Annotated in this window: 19 protein-coding genes; 11 read left to right on the forward strand and 8 right to left on the reverse strand. The window is 70.9% G+C overall.

Annotated elements, in window-relative coordinates; all coding sequences use genetic code 11:
- Positions 1–9 precede the first annotated feature (9 nt).
- Genes SAVERM_RS31910 through SAVERM_RS31925 form a run of 4 tightly spaced genes read right to left on the reverse strand, consistent with a single transcriptional unit; the run spans position 10 to position 3,408 of the window.
- Positions 10–1,068: an NAD(P)H-dependent flavin oxidoreductase gene (locus tag SAVERM_RS31910; protein ID WP_010987601.1), complete on the reverse strand. Its 1,059-nt coding sequence runs from the start codon at positions 1,066–1,068 to the stop codon at positions 10–12.
- Positions 1,068–1,808 (reverse strand): CoA-transferase subunit beta, encoded by a 741-nt coding sequence (locus SAVERM_RS31915; RefSeq protein ID WP_010987602.1) that lies wholly within the window; start codon positions 1,806–1,808, stop codon positions 1,068–1,070. Before SAVERM_RS31915 ends, SAVERM_RS31910 begins: the two co-directional genes overlap by 1 nt.
- On the reverse strand, positions 1,805–2,653 hold the full coding sequence (locus SAVERM_RS31920) for a CoA transferase subunit A (RefSeq protein ID WP_010987603.1): 849 nt from the start codon (positions 2,651–2,653) through the stop codon (positions 1,805–1,807). Before SAVERM_RS31920 ends, SAVERM_RS31915 begins: the two co-directional genes overlap by 4 nt.
- Positions 2,650–3,408, reverse strand: a complete 759-nt coding sequence (locus SAVERM_RS31925) for an enoyl-CoA hydratase family protein (RefSeq protein ID WP_010987604.1) — start codon at positions 3,406–3,408, stop codon at positions 2,650–2,652. Before SAVERM_RS31925 ends, SAVERM_RS31920 begins: the two co-directional genes overlap by 4 nt.
- A 54-nt stretch (positions 3,409–3,462) precedes the next feature.
- Between SAVERM_RS31925 and SAVERM_RS31930 the strand changes: the two genes are divergently transcribed.
- Both SAVERM_RS31930 and SAVERM_RS31935 read left to right on the forward strand, forming a co-directional pair.
- On the forward strand, positions 3,463–4,293 hold the full coding sequence (locus SAVERM_RS31930) for an SDR family oxidoreductase (RefSeq protein WP_010987605.1): 831 nt from the start codon (positions 3,463–3,465) through the stop codon (positions 4,291–4,293).
- Positions 4,290–5,198 (forward strand): SDR family oxidoreductase, encoded by a 909-nt coding sequence (locus tag SAVERM_RS31935; protein WP_037646799.1) that lies wholly within the window; start codon positions 4,290–4,292, stop codon positions 5,196–5,198. The genes SAVERM_RS31930 and SAVERM_RS31935 overlap by 4 nt, the downstream gene beginning before the upstream one ends.
- Before the next feature lie 452 nt (positions 5,199–5,650).
- Here the strand turns inward: SAVERM_RS31935 and SAVERM_RS31940 are convergent, their stop codons facing one another.
- Complete coding sequence (locus tag SAVERM_RS31940; protein ID WP_010987607.1) at positions 5,651–6,577, reverse strand: ankyrin repeat domain-containing protein; 927 nt, start codon at positions 6,575–6,577, stop codon at positions 5,651–5,653.
- 111 nt (positions 6,578–6,688) lie between these two features.
- Positions 6,689–7,585 (reverse strand): hypothetical protein, encoded by an 897-nt coding sequence (locus SAVERM_RS31945; RefSeq protein WP_010987608.1) that lies wholly within the window; start codon positions 7,583–7,585, stop codon positions 6,689–6,691.
- A gap of 243 nt (positions 7,586–7,828) precedes the next feature.
- On the opposite strand from SAVERM_RS31945, the gene SAVERM_RS31950 reads away from it, so the two are divergent.
- The 7 genes from SAVERM_RS31950 to SAVERM_RS31980 all read left to right on the forward strand — a co-directional run bounded on the left by SAVERM_RS31950 (position 7,829) and on the right by SAVERM_RS31980 (position 16,257).
- Complete coding sequence (locus SAVERM_RS31950) at positions 7,829–8,617, forward strand: S1 family peptidase (RefSeq protein WP_171033152.1); 789 nt, start codon at positions 7,829–7,831, stop codon at positions 8,615–8,617.
- A 211-nt stretch (positions 8,618–8,828) separates the two neighbouring features.
- Positions 8,829–9,284, forward strand: coding sequence for a GNAT family N-acetyltransferase (locus SAVERM_RS31955; RefSeq protein ID WP_010987610.1), 456 nt, complete (start codon positions 8,829–8,831; stop codon positions 9,282–9,284).
- A gap of 160 nt (positions 9,285–9,444) precedes the next feature.
- Complete coding sequence (locus tag SAVERM_RS31960) at positions 9,445–9,834, forward strand: chorismate mutase (RefSeq protein WP_010987611.1); 390 nt, start codon at positions 9,445–9,447, stop codon at positions 9,832–9,834.
- A gap of 128 nt (positions 9,835–9,962) precedes the next feature.
- Positions 9,963–10,520: a response regulator gene (locus SAVERM_RS31965; protein ID WP_010987612.1), complete on the forward strand. Its 558-nt coding sequence runs from the start codon at positions 9,963–9,965 to the stop codon at positions 10,518–10,520.
- 91 nt (positions 10,521–10,611) lie between these two features.
- Positions 10,612–13,152 (forward strand): aminopeptidase N, encoded by a 2,541-nt coding sequence (gene pepN / locus SAVERM_RS31970; protein ID WP_010987613.1) that lies wholly within the window; start codon positions 10,612–10,614, stop codon positions 13,150–13,152.
- Between the two features lie 247 nt (positions 13,153–13,399).
- Positions 13,400–14,842 carry a pyridoxal phosphate-dependent decarboxylase family protein gene (locus SAVERM_RS31975; protein WP_010987614.1) on the forward strand — a complete coding sequence of 481 codons (1,443 nt, stop codon included), beginning with the start codon at positions 13,400–13,402 and terminating at the stop codon, positions 14,840–14,842.
- On the forward strand, positions 14,839–16,257 hold the full coding sequence (locus SAVERM_RS31980) for a lysine N(6)-hydroxylase/L-ornithine N(5)-oxygenase family protein (RefSeq protein WP_010987615.1): 1,419 nt from the start codon (positions 14,839–14,841) through the stop codon (positions 16,255–16,257). The genes SAVERM_RS31975 and SAVERM_RS31980 overlap by 4 nt, the downstream gene beginning before the upstream one ends.
- Positions 16,258–16,353: 96 nt before the next feature.
- On the opposite strand, the gene SAVERM_RS31985 is transcribed toward SAVERM_RS31980, so the two are convergent.
- Positions 16,354–18,174: a bifunctional metallophosphatase/5'-nucleotidase gene (locus SAVERM_RS31985; RefSeq protein WP_010987616.1), complete on the reverse strand. Its 1,821-nt coding sequence runs from the start codon at positions 18,172–18,174 to the stop codon at positions 16,354–16,356.
- 137 nt (positions 18,175–18,311) lie between these two features.
- Here SAVERM_RS31985 and SAVERM_RS31990 point away from each other — a divergent pair, with 137 nt between their 5' ends.
- Together SAVERM_RS31990 and pyk are read left to right on the forward strand one after the other, a co-directional pair.
- The gene (locus tag SAVERM_RS31990) at positions 18,312–19,025 is read left to right on the forward strand and encodes an SIMPL domain-containing protein (RefSeq protein ID WP_037646800.1); all 714 of its coding nucleotides are present in this window, start codon (positions 18,312–18,314) and stop codon (positions 19,023–19,025) included.
- Positions 19,026–19,193: 168 nt separating this feature from the next.
- A complete protein-coding gene (pyk, locus tag SAVERM_RS31995) occupies positions 19,194–20,630 on the forward strand; it encodes a pyruvate kinase (RefSeq protein ID WP_010987618.1) in 1,437 nt (478 codons plus the stop codon).
- 11 nt (positions 20,631–20,641) lie between these two features.
- Here the strand turns inward: pyk and SAVERM_RS32000 are convergent, their stop codons facing one another.
- Positions 20,642–21,421: a helix-turn-helix domain-containing protein gene (locus SAVERM_RS32000; protein WP_037646801.1), complete on the reverse strand. Its 780-nt coding sequence runs from the start codon at positions 21,419–21,421 to the stop codon at positions 20,642–20,644.
- Between the last annotated feature and the right edge of the window lie 6 nt (positions 21,422–21,427).

Consider the following 21,427-nt stretch of genomic DNA (forward strand, 5'->3'; position numbering starts at 1 on the left):
CTCTGACGATCACCGAGCGGCCCTGAGACGCTCCAGGCCTTTGAGTGTCCGTTCCGCCTCGGCCATGATCCGCTCCACCAGTTCCGCGCACGACGGCAGGTCGTCGATCACCCCGGCGACCTGCCCCGAGGCCATCACCCCCAGATCCGTCCGCCCGTCCACCATTGAGGACCTGAGCAGCATCGGCGTGTTCGCGGCGAGCAGGACCTGGCTCCAGGTCAGTTCCTTGCCGTGCTTCATGGCGAGCCCGTCGCGGATCATCCGGGACCACGTCAGGCCCGACAGCTTCCGGAAGCCCGCCGCCCCGCGCACCGCCCGGACCAGCGCCCTCGTACGGCCAGCGGTCTCCAGGGAGCCGACGAACGGCGTGCGCAGCATGCGGTGCGGCAGGCCGTCCACGGCCGTCGTCACCGTGACGTCCTTGACGGTCGCCGCCAGATACGCCGCCTTCACCGCGTCCGGGACCGTCGAGTCCGAGGTCAGCAGGAACCGGGTGCCCATGGCGACGCCCGCCGCGCCGTACGCCAGCGCGGCGACCAGCCCCCGCCCGTCGTGGAAGCCGCCCGCCGCCACCACGGGCAGGTCGACGGCGTCCACCACCTGCGGCAGCAGTACGCTCGTCGCCACCTCGCCCGTGTGCCCGCCGCCCTCCCCGCCCTGCACGATCACCGCGTCCGCACCCCAGGCGGCCACCTTCTCGGCGTGCCGCCGGGCACCGATGGACGGGATGACGACGACACCCGCGTCCTTCAGCTCGGCGATCAGCTCACGGGAGGGGGCGAGGGCGAACGATGCCACCCGCACCCCTTCCTCCACGATGATCCGCACCCGCTCGCCCGCGTCCCCGGCGTCCGCGCGTAGATTCACCCCGAACGGCGCGTCCGTACGGGACCGCACCTCCCGTACCGCGTCCCGCAGCCGGCCGGGGGTCATGGTCGCGGAGGCCAGAATGCCCAGCGCACCCGCGTTCGCCGTGGCCGAGACCAGACGGGGACCCGCCACCCATCCCATGCCGGTCTGTACGACGGGATGGCGGACCCCGACCAGACGGGTGAGCGCGGTGTCCATCAGGTCCGCACCTCACGGTCGCGGCTGTTGCCCGGGTCGATGACCTCCCGGATCAACCGCAGCTCCGCCGGCGTCGGTTCACGGGTGAACGGCACACCGTCAGGGACCGTCAGCTCGAATCCGGTCGCCGCCCGCACCTGCTCCACCGTGACCCCCGGATGCAGCGAGGCCAGCCGCATCGAGTGGTCGGGGGTCGCGAAATCGAAGACCCCGAGGTCGGACACCACCCGGGGGATGTGGTGGAAACGGGCCGTGCCGGGGTGCTCGGCCGCACGGTCGTAGCCGACGCCGCACACCATGTCGACCCGCTCGACGAACACGCGCTTCGAGTGCCTCGGGATCCAGTAACTGGTCGGATTGTTCAGGGTGTTGACCGGTGCGCCGCGCACCCCGAGCAGCTGTCGCGCGGGGGCGGCCCAGTCGCCGATGCAGGAGATGTTCTGGTTGCCGAAGCGGTCGATCTGGCTCGCGCCCATCATCACGTGCCGCCGGCCGGTCGTGACGAGGGCCAGATGCTGCCGGTACGGCAGCCAGCCCTCCGGTGTGCCGTCCGGGCCGACGAGCAGCGCCTCGCCGTCGGTCAGCAGCAGGTCCGGCGAGAAGGTGCGCCGGGCGAGCCGCGCGCCGACGGACGGGACCGGGCCCATGGGGGCGGCGAGGATCTCCCCGGCGTCCCGCCAGGCCTCGGCGCAGGCGATCACGCAGTGCTCGGCGCGGGTGGCGGTCCTGGAGAGGGTCATATCCGCTCCTTGCGCCAGTCCTGGACCGCGGACCGGTAGGCCGGTTCGCCGCCGCCGAGGAACCGCTCGGCGAACTCCGGCCACGGCGTGGTCGCGTAGTACCTCTGGAGGGCCTCGTCCCGGCCGTAGTCGGGTACGCAGGAGGTGAAGTCCGCGCCGTTCGGCGCCTCCACGACGCCCGTCACCGTGTGCCGCTTCACCAGGAGCGTCTGCGGTGCCGCCTCCTTCGTCAGCTCCGCCGTGTCGACGACCCGCTCGCAGGAGACGTACGCCGTGTCGGCCGCCTCGCAGAACAGGTCGTCGAAGTACGGGTCCGGGCCCAGGTACTGGCCGTTGCCGAGGCGGTCCGCGCGGTTCAGATGCACCAGCGCCGCGTCCAGCCGCAGGGCGGGCATCGCGACGAAGGTCTCCCCGTCAACGTACGGCGAAGTGATCGTCCGCAGGCCGGGGTTGACCCGCATCACGTCGGAGCCGATGCCCGCCCGCACCGGCAGAAAGGGGAGCCGACCGGCCGCCGCGCGCAGTCCCCACAGGAACATCGCCTCGTCGATCTCCATCAGCTCCAGCGCCCCGCGCTCGCGTGCCGCGCGGTAGTGCGGTTCGAGCGGGATCGAGTCGAGGGTCACGAAGGCGGCGACCAGTTTCCGTATCCGCCCGGCGGCCGCGAGCATGCCGACGTCCGGGCCGCCGCACGAGACGACGGTGAGATCGGTGATCCCGGAGCGGAGCAGTGCTCGCACCAGGGCCATCGGCTTGCGGCGCGAACCCCAGCCGCCGATGCCGAGGGTCATACCGCTCCGCAGGCGGGAGACGGCCTCGTCGGCGGTCATGGTCTTGTCACTCACCTGGGCACCTGCCCTTCCGAAGGCTTCCCGAACGTGTCGCGGACGCGGTCGGCGACCCCGTCGAGGCCGGCCTCGAAGGTGAAGCCCTGCTCGAAGCGGTAGCTGCGGCGCACGTCCACCGGGTCGATCCCGTTGATGGCGGCCTTCGCGAGCCGCAGCAGCCGGCCGTCCTTGGCGGCGATCTCGCGGGCCAGCTCCAGCGCCGCTCCGTGGAGTTCCGCGCGCGGTACGACCTTCCAGACCGAGCCGTGCGCCCGCAGTTCGGCCGCCGTCGCCGTCCGCGACGTGTAGTAGAGGGCGCGCATCAGGTGCTGGGGGACCAGCCGCGCGAGATGCGTGGCCGCACCCAGCGCCCCGCGGTCCAGCTCGGGGAGCCCGAACGAGGCGTCGTCGCTCGCCACGATCGCGTCCGCGTTCCCCGCCAGGCCTATGCCGCCGCCCAGACAGAACCCCTGCACCGCCGCGACGACGGGCACCTCGCACTCGTACACCGCCGCGAACGCCTCGAAGCAGCCGCGGTTGGCGCCGATCAGGGCGCTGTGGCCGTTCGCCTGTAGCTCCTTGATGTCCACGCCCGCGTTGAACCCCCGCCCCTCGGCGGCCAGTACGACACAGCGGACCCGGGGGTCGCGGCCCGCCGCCCGTACGGCGTCGGCCAGGTCCTGCCAGCCGGTCACCGGCAGTGCGTTCACCGGCGGGAAGTCGACCGTGACGACGGCGATCCCCTTTTCCGGGAACGAGGTGGAGACAGTCATGGAAGCATCAGCTACCTTTCCACCAAACGTTTGTTAGGTGGAAGGTAGCAGCGGATGGAGCTGAACGGGAAGGTCGCCGTCGTCACCGGGGGCACCCGAGGCGTCGGCGCCGGGATCGCGCGGGCCTTCGCCGCGGCGGGCGCCGAGGTGGTCGTCTGTGCGCGCAGACCGCCCGAAGTGCTCCTGAAAGGAGCCGAGTTCGCGCGCCTGGACCTGCGGGACCCGGATGCCGTAGGGGCCTTCTTCGGTGCGCTGCCCCGGCTCGACGTCCTGGTCAACAACGCGGGCGGCACCCCGTACCGGAGGCTGGCCGACGTGGACGCGGCCCGTCACGCGCGCGTGGTCGAGCTGAACCTCGTCGCCCCGCTGACCGCCTCCCTCGCCGCGTACGAGCACCTCAAGCGGGCCGGGGGCGCCGTCGTGATGGTCGGCAGCGTGAGCGGCGGCCGTCCGTCACCCGGGTCGGCGGCGTACGGCGCGGCCAAGGCGGGGCTGGAGAGCCTCGCCCGTTCCATGGCCGTGGAGTGGGCACCGGAGATCCGGGTCAACACGCTCGTTCTCGGCATGGTCCGCACCGAGCTGTCCCACCTCCACTACGGCGGTGCCGAGGGCGTCGCCGCCGTCTCCCGCACCGTGCCGCTCGGGCGGCTCGCCGAACCGTCCGACGTCGGTGCCGCCGCCGTCTTCCTGGCCTCGGACGCCGCCGCGTACATCAGCGGCGCGAGCCTGCTCGTGCACGGCGGCGGGGAGCCGCCGGCGTTCCTCGGCGCGGCAACGGCCAACAGGGGGACGCGACACGAGATGCCACGGGAGAAGCGACGGGAGAAGCGACAGGAGGAGGAGTGGGCCCGACAGGAGGAGGAGCAGGAGGAGGAGTGGGGATGACCGGTATCGCCGAGGGGCGGGTCGTGATCGTCACCGGCGCGGGCCGGGGGCTCGGCCGCGCGCACGCCCTCGCGTACGCCGCGGAGGGCGCGAAGGTCGTCGTCAACGACCTCGGGGTCGGACTCGACGGCGCGCCGGGCCCGGACAGCCCGGCCGGGCGGGTCGTGGACGAGATCCGCGCGGCGGGCGGCGCGGCGGTCGCCCACGGCGGCGACATCGCGACGAGTGCGGGGGCCGCGTCCCTGGTGGCCGCCGCGCTGGAGACGTACGGGCGGCTCGACACCCTCGTCAACAACGCGGGCTTCCTGCGCGACCGGATGCTCGTCAACCTCGAAGAGGACGACTGGGACGCCGTGCTGCGCGTCCATCTGACAGGGCACTTCCTGCCGCTGAGGCATGCGGCGGCGCACTGGCGGGCGGAGACGAAGGCGGGGCGGACACCGCGGGCCAGAATCGTCAACACCAGCAGTGGGGCCGGGCTGTTGGGGTCTGTGGGGCAGGGCAACTACAGCGCGGCGAAGGCCGGGATCGTCGGACTGACGCTGGTCGCGGCGGCCGAGCTCGCGCGGTACGGCGTCCAGGTGAACGCGATCGCGCCCGCCGCCCGCACCCGGATGACGGAGCGTGCCTTCGCCGGGACGATGGCGGCGCCCGACGCCGGCTTCGACGCCATGGCCCCCGAGAACGTGTCGCCGCTGGTGGTCTGGCTCGGCTCCGCCGCGAGCGCCGGGGTCACGGGACGCGTCTTCGAGGCGGAGGGCGGCCGGATCACCGTCATGGAGGGCTGGCGTCCGGGCCCGACCGCCGACAAGGGAGCACGCCGGACGCCGGCGGAGGCGGGGAAGACGGCCCGGAAACTGCTCGCGGAGGCGGAGGTGCCGGGGGTGGTGTACGGGGCGGGGTAAGGGGCGGGGTAGGGGGATCGGCGGCGCGCGGAAGCGGGGCAGTCGGACTCGCGTCCTCCGGCAGGGCGGTGGGGGACGGGTGGGGGATGGGTGGCCACGGGCCTCCTTGGGCGCCGCTCTGAGGCGGGCTGTCACTCTGAGGCGGACTGCCCTTCTGCGGCGCGCTGCTCTTTCGCGGCGCCCCGGCTCTTCGAGGCGCGCTGTGTCTCTGCGGCGCGGTGCCTCTATGAGGCGCGCTGCCCCTCCGCGGGGACGGCCGGAAGGCGTCCGGCCGCCCCCAGGCGCACCGCCGGTGGCGCCGACCGCGGCGCCCGGCATGCGCGGCACGGCTCTCGCGGCGCCGGCGCACGGCATACGCGCGGCACGGCATACGCGGCGCCCGGCGCGCGGCATACGCGCGGCCCGGCTCAGGCGGCGCCCGGCTCACGCCGGCCCGGCTCACGCCGGCCCGGTCACCTGCCCAGCTTCCGCAGGATCTCCGTCCCGAGGGCCCGCCGCAGTGGGTCCGGGGAGCGGGACCAAGCGGTCGCCGCGGTGAAGGTCTCCCCGCCCGCCCGGCGGACGAGCACCGACACCGCCTCCGTCCAGTCGTCGTTGGCGGGATCGCCGCAGCGCAGGGCGCGGTCGGCGAGTTCCGGGACCGGGGTGGCGATCCCCAGCGCGGCCTCCAGGAGCGTGATGATGGCCGCGTGGCCCGTCTGCTGGTCGTTGCCCGCCATCGTGCGTTCCCCGGTGCGGAGTTGGACCTCGACGGTGATGCCGCCGTCCTCCGGAATCCGGTGGGTCACCATCTCGTGGCCGGAGCCGTACATCTGCTCAAGACCCGCGCGCAGTTCGGCCTCGACGTCGAGTGCCGGCCAGCGCCGCGCCTCGTCCAGCGCCGGGGAGCGTGCGCCGGCCCCGTGCGCCAGCAGCGCGCGCACACAACCCGGGGAGCCCCGCCGCGCCGCGGCGACCAGCGGGGCCTCGCCGGTGGGGCCGGGGCGGTCCGGATGCGCACCGGCGGCCAGGAGTTCCGTGAGGATCTCCACCTGCCCGCGCTGCACCGCCCACGTCAGCGCCCGGAAGCCGAACTCCTCCTCCAGGTCGGCCGTCGCCCCGGCCGCCAGCAGGGCGCGGACGACCTCCGCGTGGCCCCCGCAGGCCGCGCCGCACAACGGGGAGTCCGCGTCCGCGCTCAGCCGGTCGGGGTCGGCTCCGGCCGCCAGCAGCAGCCGTACGATGCCGGGCTCGTTGCTCACCGCCGCCAGATACAGGGCCGTCTGACCGTCCTCGTCCCGCGCATCGGCGGCCGTGCCCGCGCGCAGCAGCCGCACGACCGTGTTTTCGTCCCCTTCGTACACCGCCGTGAAAAGACCCGCCGGTTCTTGCGTGTTCATGCCTCGACCCTCGCTCGCGAAGGCGCCGGGAGCAAAGGATTACCGGGTGTTCTGTGCCACCTCTCGCGTGACGGCCCGGTGTCACCTGCCCGGTGCCCGGGCGAAGCCGGCCTACGTGTCGCACTCCAGCACCGTCCGGCACAGCGTGCAGCGTGCCCGGACCCGGCCGCGCACCGGGATCCTGATGCGCTGGTGACAGGTGGGGCAGGGGAACGACACCCGCAGGAGGCCGCGGTCGCCGGGGGCGAAGGCGTAGGGGACGCCCGGCTGCGGGCCGGGGGAGCGGTGGTCCTGGGCGTGGCGGCGGTCCTTCGCGTAACGGTGGCGGCCCGCCCAGCCCGCCGCCGTCAGCGGGGGCTGCTGCTCGTCCCGGCGGGCCTGCGCCATGCCCTTCGTGTACGCCGTGTACGCCTGCGGGCTGGTGAACCAGATCGAGGGGTCCTCACCGAAGACCAGGGCCCGCTTGGCGAGGACGTAGCCGAACTCCTCCGGCGTCAGATACCCGAGCTTCTGGGACGAGGCCGCGTCCTCGCGGAACGCGTCGAGAAGCAGCCAGCCCGCGCCCAGATAGGTCGCCGCCGTGTCCGTGAGGATCTCGTTGTCGCGGGTGCCCGGGAAGGACAGGTCCAGGCGGTGCAGGTACACGTGCATCACCTCGTGCGCCAGGGCCGCGCCGATGTCCCGGCGGTGGGTGCGGAAGCGGTCGTTCAGCTCGATGAAGTACTCCGGCCCCGCGGCGAGTTCGACGTTCGCCGCATGGGTCATCTCGCGGAAGCCGACGATCATCCGGGCGTCCGGCAGCCGGTAGTGCCGCACCATCTCGTGTGCCACGCGCTGTGCGCCCAGGTGCAGGTCGTCGTGGTCGGCGAAGGCCACGTCGGCGGGGGCCACGCTGGCCGCGAAGGTGTGGATGGTGTCGTAGGAGAGCCGTTTGTACAGCGCGGTGATGGCCGCCCGCACCGTGTCCAGATGCGGGTAGCCGTGCTCGACGGGACCGCCGTTCGCCACGTCCGCACCCCCTGAAGACGCCGCCACTGGATTCCACTGTAGGCGGGGTTCCTCCCGGTGGCGGGGCGGGCGCGGACGCGCCGGGTCACGCCTGGCCAAAAACCGGTCCTTGCCGAGCCTGTTCGACCGTCTAAATAATTCGTAAAGGCTTGGCGGGTGCATGCCATTCAGGCTGTGCGGCATGCCGTGCGGTGCTCCGCGGTGCCCCCGCCAGGCGTGCAACCCCCCACGAGAGGAACCACGTTGAACATCCCGAAGATCCTGAAGAGATTCGGCGGCCTCAAGAGAGCCCTGGCCGTCGGCGCCGTCACGCTCGCCGCGGTCTCGCTCCAGCCGCTCTCCGCGCAGGCCGCGCCGCAGCCCGTCGTCGGCGGCACCCGGGCCGCACAGGGCGAGTTCCCGTTCATGGTGCGGCTCTCCATGGGCTGCGGCGGCGCCCTGTACACCAAGCAGATCGTCCTGACCGCCGCGCACTGCGTGAGCGGCTCGGGCAACAACACCTCCATCACCGCCACCGCCGGCGTCGTCGACCTCCAGAGCGGCAGCGCGGTCAAGGTCAAGTCGACCAAGGTGCTCCAGGCCCCCGGCTACAACGGCAAGGGCAAGGACTGGGCCCTGATCAAGCTCGCCGCCCCGATCGAGCAGCCCACCCTGAACATCGCCACCACCACCGCGTACAACAACGGGAACTTCACCGTCGCCGGCTGGGGCGCCGCCCGCGAGAACGGCGCCCAGCAGCGCTATCTCCTCAAGGCCACGGTTCCCTTCGTCAGCGACGCCTCCTGTCAGCAGTCGTACGGCAGCGACCTCGTACCCGGCGAGGAGATCTGCGCCGGGTTCCCGCAGGGCGGCGTCGACACCTGCCAGGGCGACTCCGGTGGCCCCATGTTCCGCAAGGACGACTCCGGCGCGTACGTCCAGGTCGGCATCGTCAGCTGGGGCGAGGGCTGCGCGCGGGCCGGATACCCCGGGGTGTACACCGAGGTGTCGACGTTCGCGGCCGACATAGCCAGGGCGGCGGCCGGACTCTGACGGCAGCCGCGCAGACGTACCCGTAGGTACGCGGGGTGTCCGCGACCCGCCCCGGTCGCGGACACCGTGCCGTGCTCGGGAGGAGCGGACGCCCTGCTGCGCCCGGGAGAAGCGGACACCCTGCCGTGCCCGGCAAGAAGCGCGGACACCCTCCCGTGCCCCGGGAAAATACGTTCGGCGGCGGCCCGTACGCGCTGGCATACTCCGCGCCATGACCATGGACCAACAGCCTTCCATCACCGCGTCGTTGCAGGTGGGCGAGAAGGACAGCCCACTGGAACGGCGGCTCGACAGGGAACTCACCGCCTTCAACGCGGACGCCACCGGCGCCGGCGAACCCGCCCCGCTCTCCGTCCGCGTCACCGACTCCGCGGGCGACCTGGTCGGCGGCCTGACCGCCTGGGTCTGGGGCAGCTGCTGCGCGGTCGACATGCTGTGGGTGCGCGAGGACCAGCGGCACGCGGGCTGGGGCGGAAAACTGCTGCGGGCGGCCGAGGAGGAGAGCGCACGGCGCGGCTGCACCGAGATGATCGTCTCGTCCTTCACCTTCCAGGCCCCCGACTTCTACCGCGGCCACGGCTACCGCGAGACAGGCCGCACCGAAGGCATCCCGGGCGGCCATCAGGACGTCCACTTCCACAAAGTCCTGGAGCCCACCGCCCGTTGAACCAGCAGCCCCGACGACTCCTCCCTCGGCCTCCGCTTCCGCGAACAACAGGGCCGTACGGTCCCGGACGGCTGGAGCAACCAGGTGCCGGACCCCGACGCCCACCCATGACCGAACGGCGCCGCACCCCGGGATGTCCCGCCCCGTAGGGTTTACGCCCATGACCAACAGCAACACCCGCACCGGCACCGGTGACGTCGACCCCGCCGTCCGCGCCGAACTCGCCCGGCTGCGCGACAGCATCGACAACATCGACGCCGCCGTCGTCCACATGCTCGCCGAACGCTTCAAGTGCACCCAGCAGGTCGGCCACCTCAAAGCCGTACACCAGCTGCCGCCCGCCGACCCGGCCCGCGAGGCCAGCCAGATCGCCCGACTGCGCCGGCTCGCCGAGAACGCCAAACTCGACCCGGCGTTCGCCGAGAAGCTGCTGGGCTTCATCATCGCCGAGGTCATCCGCCACCACGAGCGCATCGCGGACAACACCGCGAACGGCTCGGTGAGCGCACCGCCGGCCACCGAGGACGACACCACCGGCCCCGCGGAGTGACCCGCGACGCCCGACGACATCGCGCCCGGAACGCGCATGTGTCAGGTCACGCGTACACACGATGAACCGGTTCAGGCTTAAGCTGGTTCGCCAAGCGAGGGGACGTCGGGCCGAGGGGACGTCGGGCAATGCCGTCGGATGCCAGGATCCTCATCGTCGACGACCATGAGGACACGCTGTACGCGCTGGAGAGCACGCTGGCCCCGCTCGGCTATCTGCTGTCCCGCGCGACCAGCGGCGACGACGCGCTCAAGGAAGTCCTGCGCGGCCAGGTCGGACTCCTGCTGCTCGACGTACGCATGCCCGGCGTCAGCGGACTGGACGTCGTGCGCTACATGCGGCGCCTGGAACAGACCCAGCACATCCCCATCATCCTGCTCACCGGCTTCGGCCTGGACGCCGAACTCACCACCACCGCCTTCGCACTCGGCGTCGCCGACCTGGTCACGAAACCCGTCGACCCCTGGTCCCTGCGCACCAAGGTCCGCTACCTGTACGACGCCCACCAGCGCAGCCAGGCCCTGGAACGAGAAGTGCGCGAACTGCGCGCCCTCGCCAAGAACGAGCACCCCCAGCCCCGCTCCCAGGCCCAGCCCCACCCGTCCCCAGCCCAACCCCAGCCACACGCCCACGTCCCCGTCCCACGCGAGCCCCCCGCCCAGAAGCCGGCGCAGGACCGCACCTGAGACCTGTCCGACGGATCCACCGGATCCACCAGATCCGTACATAGCACGTGTACCGGGCCGCCCCTGTGCCCTGTCGGCGCCATCAGGCAGCATGTCCCTCATGTCCGTACTGACGCGCGACGAAGCGCAGACCCGTGCCAGTCTCCTCGACGTCCACCACTACGCGATCGCCCTCGATCTGACCGTGGGGGACGAGACCTTCGACTCCCGCACCGTCATCACCTTCACGGTACGGGGGGACCACGACGTCGCGGACACCTTCGTCGAGCTGAAGCCCGCCGAGCTGCGCTCCGCCACCCTGGACGGGCAGCCCCTGGACACCGCGACCCTGGTCGAGAACCGACTGCCGCTGACGGGCCTGACCCAGGGCGAGCACGAGCTGCGCATCGACACCGCCATGGGCTACTCCCGCACCGGCGAAGGCATGCACCGCTTCACCGACCCCACCGACGGCGAGACATACGCCTACACCCAGCTGTTCATGGACGACGTGCAGCGCGTCTTCGCCGCCTTCGACCAGCCCGACCTCAAGGCCGTCTTCGAACTCGAGATCAAGGCCCCCGAAGGCTGGACCGTCCTCGCCAACGGCGTCACCACCGACGTGGGCGACGGCACCTGGAAGGCCACCGCCACCCCCCTCATCTCCACCTACCTCGTCGCCGTCGCCGCCGGCCCCTGGCACTCCGTACACACCGAACACCGAGGCCTGCCCTTCGGCCTTCACTGCCGCCGCTCCCTCGCCCCCCACCTCGACGCGGACGCCGACGAACTCCTCGACATCACCCGCGCCTGCTACGACCGCTACCACGAGAAGTTCGAGGAGCCCTACCCCTTCGACTCCTACGACCAGGCGTTCGTCCCCGAGTTCAACGCCGGCGCCATGGAGAACCCCGGCCTCGTCACCTTCCGCGACGAGTTCGTCTACCGCTCCGCCGTCACCGACACCGAGCGCCAGACCCGCGCCATGGTCATCGCCCACGAGATGGCCCACATGTGGTTCGGCGACCTCGTCACCCTGCGCTGGTGGGACGACATCTGGCTGAACGAGTCCTTCGCCGAGTACATGGGCTACCAGACCCTCACCGAAGCCAGCCTCGGGGGGTCCGGGGGGACTCCCCCCAGAAAGTGGGGCACCGACACCTGGACCGACTTCGGCGTCACCCGCAAACCCTGGGGCTACGACGCCGACCAGCGCCCCTCCACCCACCCCGTCGCCCCGGAAGCCGTCGACGACACCGCCTCCGCCCTCCTCAACTTCGACGGCATCTCCTACGCCAAGGGCGCCTCCGCCCTGCGCCAACTCGTCGCCTGGCTGGGCGAGAAGGACTTCCTCGCCGGCATCAACACCCACTTCACCCGCCACAAGTTCGGCAACGCCACCCTCGCCGACTTCATCGACTCCCTCGCCGCCGCCACCGAACGCGACGTCCACGCCTGGGCCGACTCCTGGCTGCGCACGACCGGCGTCGACACCCTGACCCCGGACATCACCACGGCCCCCGACGGCACCTGCGCCCTGACCGTCGAGCGCGACGGCAGCCGCCCGCACCGCATCACCGTCGGCCTCTACGACCGCGACCTCAACGACGAGGCCCGCCTCACCCTGCGCCGCCGCCTCGAACTCGACATCCCCCAGGACCCCGCCGAACCACAGCCCCTCGGCAAGCGCCCCGCCCTGCTCCTCCTCAACGACGGCGACCTCACCTACGCCAAGGTCCGCTTCGACCCCGAATCCTTCACCACCGTCCGCGCCGCCCTGTCCGGCCTGCCCGACCCCCTCACCCGCGCCGTCGTCTGGAACGCCCTGCGCAACGCCGTACGCGACGGCCATCTCCCGCCCACCGCCTACCTGCAGACCGCCCGCGCCCACCTCCCGCACGAGACGGACCTCGCCCTCGTCCAGGGCGTCCTGGCCTTCGCCACCACCCACGTGGCGGGCCGCTACCTGTCGGCCGCCGACCGACCCGCCGCCCTCGCCACCCTCACCGACCTGTGCCGCGACCTGATCCGCCGCACCGAGGACGGCTCCCAGCCCGGCCTGCGCCTGACCGCCGTACGCCACCTCATCGACGTCGCCGCCCACCCCGACACCCTCAGCAGCTGGCTCTCCGAAGGCACCGTCCCCGGCGGCCCCGAACTCGACCCCGAACTGCGCTGGCGCATCCTCGGCCGCCTCGCCGTCCTCGGCGCCATCGACGACGACGTCATCGAGGCCGAACTCGTCCAGGACCCCAGCGCCAGCGGCCAGGAAGGCGCCGCCCGCTGCCGGGCCGCCCTGCCCGACCCCGAGTCCAAGCGACGGGCCTGGGAAGAGATGTTCACCACCGACCACCTCTCCAACTACCTGTTCACCGCCACCGCCCAGGGCTTCTGGCAACCCGAACAGGCCGACCTCGTACGCGCCTACGTCGAGCGGTACTGGACCGACGCGGTCGCCGTCGCCGCCCGCCGCGGCCCCGCCATCGCCGCCGCCGCGGGCCGCTGGGCCTTCCCCGCCCACGCCGTCAGCCCGGACACCCTCCGCCGCGGCGAACAGTGCCTGCGCGAGGCCGACCCCATCCCGGCCCTGCGCCGCAAACTCGTCGACGAACTCGACGACCTGGCACGGGCCCTGCGGGTCCGGGAGGCATAGCCCCCGGACACCGGGCACACCCGGCCCGCTCCGCCGACCCGGCGGGCTGATCACCCCTCCTGGCTCCACCCGCCGGGCGGGATGATCAGCCCGCGGGCACCCACGCCTAGCACGCCCGTCCACCCCCCACCTTTCCTCCGCACGGCAGTACCCCCTTTCGGGTCGGATCGTTGTGCTGCACAAGCGCGCCGAACCGATTCGCGTACACGCTGAACCCCCACGCTGTGCGCGCCCCCGGAGGACATCCATGAGCTCGCCGCCCCTCGCCTCAGGTCCCGAAGGCCCCCACGCGCTGCGGCCGCTGCTCGAGACCGTGCTCGACGCACTCACGGAAGGCCGCCAGGCACGCGGCGGACCACTGCCCGCAGGCGGACCCCAGGCCGTCGCCGCGCGGGTGCGGGCCACGGTCGGCGACGCCCTGCCACAGAAGGGCGACCCGGACGCCGTACGCCACCTCGTCCGCATGCTCGCCGAAGGCGCCGCCGACCCCGCCGACCCCCTGTGCGCCGCCCACCTGCACTGCCCGCCCCTCGCCGTCGCCACCGCCGCCGACCTCGCCGCCTCCGCCCTCAACCCCTCACTCGACTCCTGGGACCAGGCCCCCGCCGCCTCGGAGCTGGAGGCGCTGGTGACCGACGCTCTCGCCGCGGAGATCTACGCCGGCACAAGGACGAGTGACCGAGCACGGCCGACCGTCGACACCAGCACCAGCGCCCCGGAGGCGAACGAGCCACACACGAGCACAGCCCTCGTCACCACCGGCGGCACCGAGTCCAACCAACTCGCCCTCCTCCTCGCCCGCGAAGCCCACAGCGGCGCCCGGCTCGTCTGCGGAGCCAACGCCCACCACTCACTCACCCGCGCCGCCTGGCTCCTCGGCCTGCCCGAACCCGTCGTCGTCCCCGCCCCCGCCGGCACCCTCGACCCCGCCGCCCTCGACGAAGCCCTCACCGAACTACCGGGCCCACGCGGCTCCCTCGTCGTAGCCGCCACCGCGGGCACCACCGACGCCGGCCTCATCGACCCGCTCACCGACATCGCCGACCTGTGCGCCGCCCACGGCGCCCGCCTCCACATCGACGCCGCCTACGGCGGAGGACTGCTGTTCAGCGCACGCCACCGCCACCGACTCCACGGCATCGAACGCGCCCACACCGTCACCCTCGACCTGCACAAACTCGGCTGGCAACCCGCCGCCGCCGGCCTCCTCGCCGTACGCGACCCCCACGACCTGCACGCACTCCACCACCACGCCGACTACCTCAACGCCGACGACGACACCCAAGCCGGACTCCCCGACCTCCTCGGCCGCTCCCTGCGCACCACCCGACGCCCCGACATCCTCAAAATCGCCGTCACCCTCAAAACCCTCGGCCGCGACGGACTCGGCACCCTCGTCGACCAGGTCTGCGCCCACGCCCAGGAACTCGCCCGCCTCATCCAGGCACACCCCGGCTTCGAGCTCTACGACCCACCCACCATCAGCACCGTCCTGTTCCGGCCCGCCGAAGCCTCCGACGACACCGTCGCCGCGGTACGCCGCACCCTCCTCACCGAAGGCCGCGCCGTCCTCGGCCGCGCCGTCCTCGACGGACAGCTCTGGCTCAAAGCCACCCTTCTCAACCCCCACACCCGGCCGGGCGACCTGGCCGCGCTCCTGAAACTGGTGGAAGGACACACCCCCCGATGAGCCCGACGCCCCACCCCCCACGCCACGAACCCGAAGCACCCCGCGACCTGGCGGGCATCGGCATCGGCCCCTTCAACCTCTCCCTCGCCGCCCTCGCCCACCCCCTCACCGAACTCGACACCGTCTTCTACGAACAGCGCCCCAGCTTCGACTGGCACCCCGGCCTCCTCATCGACGGCGCCACCCTCCAAGTCCCCTTCCTCGCCGACCTCGTGACCCTCGCCGACCCCACCAGCCCCTGGTCCTTCCTCAACCACCTCAAGACCCGCGACCGCCTCTTCCCCTTCTACTTCGCCGAGCGCTTCCACATCCAGCGCGCCGAATACGACGCCTACTGCCGCTGGGTCGCCGACAGCCTCCCCGGCCTCCACTTCGGCCACCAGGTCGACGCCGTCCGCTGGAACCCCGAACGCGACGTCTTCGAAGTCGACTTCACCCAACTCGACACCGACGGCGAAGCCGAAGCCCTCGGACGCACCTACAGCAAGAACATCGTCCTCGGCGTCGGCACCGCCCCCTACGTCCCCGAACCCCTCAAGCCCCTCGTCGAAGCCCCCGGCGTGCCCGTCATCCACGCCGCGGACTACCTCCAGCACCGCGACCGCTTCCTGACCGCCGAACACATCACCGTCATCGGCTCAGGACAGTCCGGCGCCGAAGTCTTCCTCGACCTGCTCCGCAACCGCCCCGCCGGACACGAGAGGATCCACTGGCTCGCCCGCACGGAGGCCTTCGCACCGATGGAGTACTCCAAACTCGGCCTCGAACACTTCACCCCCGACTACACCCGCTACTTCCACGCCCTCACCGAACCCGTCCGCGACCGGCTCGTCGCCGCCCAATGGCAACTCCACAAAGGCATCGACGCCGACACCATCGCCGCCATCCACCACGAGCTCTACCGGCGCACCCTGCACGGCGGCTGGCCCGACGCCGTCCTCACGCCCGGCGTCACCGTCCGCACCGCCGGTCGCCTCGCCACCACCAAAGTCGAACTCCACCTGGAACACGCCCAGCAGGGCACCCGCTCCCGCCTCACCACCAACGCCGTCGTCCTCGCCACCGGCTACCGCGAACGCCCCCTCGGCCGCATCCTCGCCGGCCTCGACCCCTACCTGCGCCGCGACAGCGCCGAACGCCCCCGCATCGACAACCAGTTCCGCCTCGACCTCGACCCCTCGGTCACCGGCACCGCCTACGTCCAGAACGCCGAACTCCACACCCACGGCATCGGCACCCCCGACCTCGGCCTCGCCGCCTGGCGCAGCGCCACCATCCTCAACTCCCTCACCGGCAAGGACCTCTACCCCCTCCCACACCGCACCGCCTTCACCACCTTCGGACTCCAGCAGCAACCACACATCCCACCCGCCCGCCAGGTCCACGCCCTCACGCCCCTCATCGACGGACGCTGACAACACACGCCAACGGCGCCGACGAAAACCACCGCCGACGCCGCTGACACACCCCTGCCGGACCCCGCAGGCCCCTGCCGGACCCCGCTTGCCCCCTTAGAACACCGGCGAACCGTCCCGCGTCAGCTTCCAGTCCACCGACGCGAAGTCCTTCGGATCCAGCACACCCTTCGCGGTCACCCACTCCGCGATCCGGGTCCGGATCTCCGTCGACTCCGACCACAACTCAGCGGCCGACGCCACATACGGGAAGGCACCGCCCCCGTTCGCACGGTAGTTGTTCACCGCGAACACGAACTGCTGCGCATCATCCAGCGCCGCACCGTTGTACGTCAGGTTCTTGATCCGCGAACCCGCCGCCTGCGCGATGTCGATCTCGTACCCCAGACCCGACACATAGTCGTAGTTGTAGTCCGGCCGGTTGTTCGCGTTCGTCAGCTTCTCCGTGTCGACCACCGTGCCCGCCGCCGTCTGCACGAAATACTCCGCCGAGTACTCCAGGTACGCCCGCAGCTGCGCACCCGTCAGCAACTTCGCGACCAGCGTGTTGTCATACACATACAGACTCGACAGATCCCGGATCGTCACCTTCCCGGCCGGGATCTCCGACGTCCGCGAGAACGGCGACGCCTGCGCGATCACCGGCAACGACGCGTACTGCGTGCCCACCAGCGCCGCCCTGACGACATCCTCCTGAACCTTGGTGATCAGATCGATGATCGGGGCGTCCTTGTAGCGCGCCTCGACCGTCGTCAGCGTCTCCGTCGCCGTACCGACCACCTGGTTCACATACTTCACGACCGTCGCATGCTCGTCCGACAGCAGCTTGGTGATCCGCGGGTCGTCCGCGACCGCGTTCGTGTTCCGCAGCGACGCGACCACCGACTCCACCTCCCACTTCCCCTTCTCGAACACCAACTCGAAGTCGAAGAGAGACAACCGCTCCGCGTAACACAACGGCTCCGACAGCACGACCGTCTTCCCGGTCTTCGCGTTCGTCACCTTCAGCTCGGGAATCTCCACATGCGCGTGACCGACCAGAATCGCGTCGATCCCCGGCACCTGCTGCGCCACCAGCGCCGCCGAATTCTCGATGTACGGCAACTGATCACCGTACGACGACGTCCCGGACGACCCCGAGTGCGCCGACACGACGACGACATCCGCACCCATCGACCGCAGCTTCGGCACCCACTTCGCCGCCTGCTCCTCAAGCCCCGGGAACGTCAACTTGCCCTGCACATACGCCTTGTCCCAGATCGCGATACCCGGGTTCGTCAGCCCCAGCACAGCCACCTTCACCGGCGGCGCACCCGGCACATGGAACTTCTTGATGAAGTACGGAGGGAACGCCGGCTTCAGCGTCTTCGCGTCCAGCGCGTTCGCACCCAGCAGCGGGAAACGGCACTGCGACTCGAACTTCCGCAGCGTCTCGATGCCGTAGTTGAACTCATGGTTGCCGAGCGCCACCGCGTCATACCCGATCGCGTTCATCGCCTGCGCCATCGGATGAACCGGACCACCCTTCGCGGTGATCGGGTCCACCTTCGCGTAGTAGTACGTCAGCGGCGTGCCCTGGATCGTGTCACCCGCGTCGAGCAGCAGGGTGTTGCAGCGGCCCTTCTCCTTGCGCACCTGGTCCACCAGAGTCGAAATCCGGGCCAACCCCTGCGCGTTCCCCGCCTTGTCGGAGTACTCCGCGTCCTTGAAGTAGTCCCAGTTGAAGACATGCCCATGCAGGTCCGTCGTGCCCATCACCGTCAGCGAATACCGCTTCGGACGCTTCCCGGCACCCTTCGCCGCCCCGCCCTTCACCTCCGCGGCCTGCGCCGCCGGAGCCGCGACCGCGCCGGTCAGCGCGACCCCCGCCCCGGTCACGGCCGACTTCTTCAAGAACTTCCGACGGTTCAACGGCATGTCTCGTACTCCTCGGGAAAGGCCAATGACGCGCGTAGATTCTGGCCCACCAGCCACACCCCCGAACAGCCCCCGCAGGTTGCGATCTGATGACCAGTAGCCACCCCACCGCACCCCCCAGTGACAGAGTGGGACGTATGACCCCCACCGCGGAGGAACCCCGCCCCACAGGCCCCTACGGCACCCCCGAAGCCCCCCGCATCGCCGTCCGCGGCGAAGCCCACCTCGAAGTCGACCCCGAGATCGCCCGCATAGGCATCACCGTCAGCGCCCGCGGCACCGACAGACGCGACGCACTCACCGACCTCACCCGCCGCAACACCACCGCCCTCGACCTCGTCAAAACCTACGGGGAAGCCGTCGAGCGACTGGAAACCGGCGCCTTCTCCATCACCCCTGAACTCACCAAACACGGCCGCGGCGAACGCATCCGCGCCTACCACGGCCGCGTCCACATCACCGCCGAACTCACCGACTTCACCGCACTGGGCGAACTCACGACCCGACTGGCCGACCTCGACCTCACCCGCGTCGACGGCCCCTGGTGGGCCCTGCGCCCCGACTCACCCGCCCACCGCCAAGCCCGCCGGCAAGCAGTGCGCGAAGCCGTCCAGCGCGCCCGCGAATACGCCGACGCCCTCGGCACCACCCTCGCCGCCCTCGTCGAACTCGCCGACATCGGCGCCGACAACCTCCCGCCCTACCCTCCGGCCCCCGGCCGCGCCATGCGCTCCATGGCCTACGGCGCCGCCGCCCCCGAGGAAACCGCCCCCCTCGACCTCGAACCTCAACGCCAGAACGTCTACGCCCAGGTCAACGCTCGGTTCACCATGGTCCCGCCGCGGCTGTAGCCGACGGCACACGGAACGCACTCGAAAACACGCCGAACGAACTCCGAAATGCTCATAGGAGCGGCCCGGCGCACAATTCAACAGTTGTCAATAGCCCTTTACCCAAAGGTTGTTGAGTAGTCATGCCCGACCAATTCTCTACCCGCCAGTAAGGCCTAGGCTCAAACCATGCGCCGAGCAAAGATCGTCTGTACTCTGGGCCCCGCCACCGACTCGTACGACCAGATCAAGGCACTGGTCGAGGCCGGAATGGACGTAGCCCGCTTCAACCTCAGCCACGGCACCTACGCCGAGCACGAGGAGCGTTACCAGCACGTCCGCAAGGCCTCCGACGAGACCGGGCGCAGCGTCGGAGTCCTCGGCGACCTTCAAGGTCCGAAGATCCGCCTCGGCCGCTTCAACGAAGGACCCGTACTCCTTGAACGCGGCGACACCTTCACCATCACCGTCGAGGAAGGCGTCGAAGGCGACCGCCAGACCTGCGGCACCACCTACGCCGGCCTCGCCGCCGACGTCACTCCCGGTGAGCGCATCCTCGTCGACGACGGCAAGGTCTGCCTCGAAGTCACCTCCGTCGACGGCCCCCGCGTCCACACCACCGTCGTCGAAGGCGGCATGGTCTCCGACCACAAGGGCCTGAACCTGCCCGGCGTGGCCGTCTCGGTCCCCGCCCTCTCCGACAAGGACGAGGCCGACCTCCGCTGGGCCCTCCGTCAGGGCTTCGACGTCATCGCGCTGTCCTTCGTACGCAGCGGCAAGGACATCAAGGACGTCCACCGGATCATGGACGAAGAAGGCCGCCGGCTCCCCGTCATCGCCAAGGTGGAAAAGCCCCAGGCCGTCGAGAACATCGACGACATCGTCGCCGCCTTCGACGGAATCATGGTCGCCCGCGGAGACCTCGGCGTGGAAATGCCGCTCGAACAGGTCCCGATCGTCCAGAAGCGCGCCATCAAACTCGCCAGGCGCAACGCGAAGCCGGTCATCGTCGCGACGCAGATGCTGGACTCCATGATCGACAACTCCCGCCCGACCCGCGCGGAGGCCTCGGACGTCGCCAACGCCGTCATCGACGGCACCGACGCGGTGATGCTGTCCGGCGAGACGAGCGTGGGCAAGTACCCCGTCGAAACGGTCCGCACCATGTCCCGCATCGTGGAAGCGGCGGAAGAGGACATCCTGGCCACGGGCCTGCCGCCGCTGACCGAACGCAACAAGCCCCGCACCCAGGGCGGCGCGGTGGCCCGCGCGGCGGCCGAGATGGGCGACTTCCTCGGCGCCAAGTTCCTGGTGGCGTTCACGCAGTCCGGAGACACGGTCCGCCGCCTCTCGCGCTACCGTTCCCCGATCCCGCTCCTGGCCTTCACCCCGATGCCGGCGACGCGCTCCCAGCTCAACCTGACATGGGGCGTGGAGACGTTCCTGGGCCCGCACGTGGATTCGACGGACGCGATGGTGGACCAGGTCGACGAGCTGCTGCTCAAGTACGGCCGCTGCGAGAAGGGCGACGTGGTGGTCATCACGGCGGGCTCACCCCCCGGCGTCTCGGGCTCGACGAACCTGGTCCGAGTCCACCACATCGGCGAGGACGACAGCCCCAAGTAGGGGCGGGACGATCAGTACTTGGGGCCTACGTGGGCGTCCATGAGGGCGACGGAGGCTTTGCGGGCGACGGAGATGTTGTACGGGTTTCCGTTGCGGGTGCAGTGCGTCCACTGGATGCCGAGCTGGTCGAGGGTGTCGGTGTAGAGCTGGCGGATGTCGTCGGACACATTGGTGAAGAAGTACCGCGGGTACTCGTAGCGTTTGCGCTCACCGCCGACGAGCCGGGTCGTCCAGTTGGTGATGCGGCACCCGTCGGAGTGGATGAGTCCGCGGATGAACTCCCACGGGTGGGCGTCGACGATCTCCTGCTGCCAGGCTTCGAGGACGATGGGGCGCTCGTGCTTCTTGCCGGGGCCATGCTGCGGGAACATGCAGGTCCAGTGCTTGGTGTAGGACTTCACCTCGACGCAGCCCGGCTTGTAGCGCTGCTTGACACTCGGCAGCGGCATCACCTTGCGCATGGCCTCTTCGGCGGCTGTAATCAGCCCCGTCTGCATTGCGTTGCAGAAGACAGACAGGTGGTGCTGCTTGCGCTTCGAGATGATGTGTCCATCACCGAGATAGAGGCCTAGTAGGTAGGCGTACGCAGCATGGTCGAACTCGCGGCCCGTGCAGTGGGGGCAGTCGGTTGGCTGCTCATAGGCTTCGCCGCGTGCTCTGCGATCCTCGCTACGCCACCAGCCGACCGTCCCTCGTGGAACGTTGAGGCGCTCCGCGACTATGCGGTTGGGGATGCCTTGGCGCATGAGTGCGACAGCGTGAGCGCGAATCGAAGGGCTGTGCTGTTCCATGCGGCC

This window comes from Streptomyces avermitilis MA-4680 = NBRC 14893 (assembly GCF_000009765.2).
Taxonomy (GTDB): Bacteria; Actinomycetota; Actinomycetes; order Streptomycetales; family Streptomycetaceae; genus Streptomyces; species Streptomyces avermitilis.

Excerpts from the sequence above, each read along its gene's own strand:
- SAVERM_RS31910 (WP_010987601.1), bottom strand. The coding sequence starts at position 1,068 with ATGGACACCGCGCTCACCCGTCTGGTCGGGGTCCGCCATCCCGTCGTA.
- SAVERM_RS31915 (WP_010987602.1), bottom strand. The coding sequence starts at position 1,808 with ATGACCCTCTCCAGGACCGCCACCCGCGCCGAGCACTGCGTGATCGCC.
- SAVERM_RS31925 (WP_010987604.1), bottom strand. The coding sequence starts at position 3,408 with ATGACTGTCTCCACCTCGTTCCCGGAAAAGGGGATCGCCGTCGTCACG.
- SAVERM_RS31930 (WP_010987605.1), top strand. The coding sequence starts at position 3,463 with ATGGAGCTGAACGGGAAGGTCGCCGTCGTCACCGGGGGCACCCGAGGC.
- SAVERM_RS31935 (WP_037646799.1), top strand. The coding sequence starts at position 4,290 with ATGACCGGTATCGCCGAGGGGCGGGTCGTGATCGTCACCGGCGCGGGC.
- SAVERM_RS31940 (WP_010987607.1), bottom strand. The coding sequence starts at position 6,577 with ATGAACACGCAAGAACCGGCGGGTCTTTTCACGGCGGTGTACGAAGGG.
- SAVERM_RS31955 (WP_010987610.1), top strand. The coding sequence starts at position 8,829 with ATGACCATGGACCAACAGCCTTCCATCACCGCGTCGTTGCAGGTGGGC.
- SAVERM_RS31960 (WP_010987611.1), top strand. The coding sequence starts at position 9,445 with ATGACCAACAGCAACACCCGCACCGGCACCGGTGACGTCGACCCCGCC.
- SAVERM_RS31965 (WP_010987612.1), top strand. The coding sequence starts at position 9,963 with ATGCCGTCGGATGCCAGGATCCTCATCGTCGACGACCATGAGGACACG.
- pepN (WP_010987613.1), top strand. The coding sequence starts at position 10,612 with ATGTCCCTCATGTCCGTACTGACGCGCGACGAAGCGCAGACCCGTGCC.
- SAVERM_RS31975 (WP_010987614.1), top strand. The coding sequence starts at position 13,400 with ATGAGCTCGCCGCCCCTCGCCTCAGGTCCCGAAGGCCCCCACGCGCTG.
- SAVERM_RS31980 (WP_010987615.1), top strand. The coding sequence starts at position 14,839 with ATGAGCCCGACGCCCCACCCCCCACGCCACGAACCCGAAGCACCCCGC.
- SAVERM_RS31985 (WP_010987616.1), bottom strand. The coding sequence starts at position 18,174 with ATGCCGTTGAACCGTCGGAAGTTCTTGAAGAAGTCGGCCGTGACCGGG.
- SAVERM_RS31990 (WP_037646800.1), top strand. The coding sequence starts at position 18,312 with ATGACCCCCACCGCGGAGGAACCCCGCCCCACAGGCCCCTACGGCACC.
- pyk (WP_010987618.1), top strand. The coding sequence starts at position 19,194 with ATGCGCCGAGCAAAGATCGTCTGTACTCTGGGCCCCGCCACCGACTCG.
- SAVERM_RS32000 (WP_037646801.1), bottom strand. The coding sequence starts at position 21,421 with ATGGAACAGCACAGCCCTTCGATTCGCGCTCACGCTGTCGCACTCATG.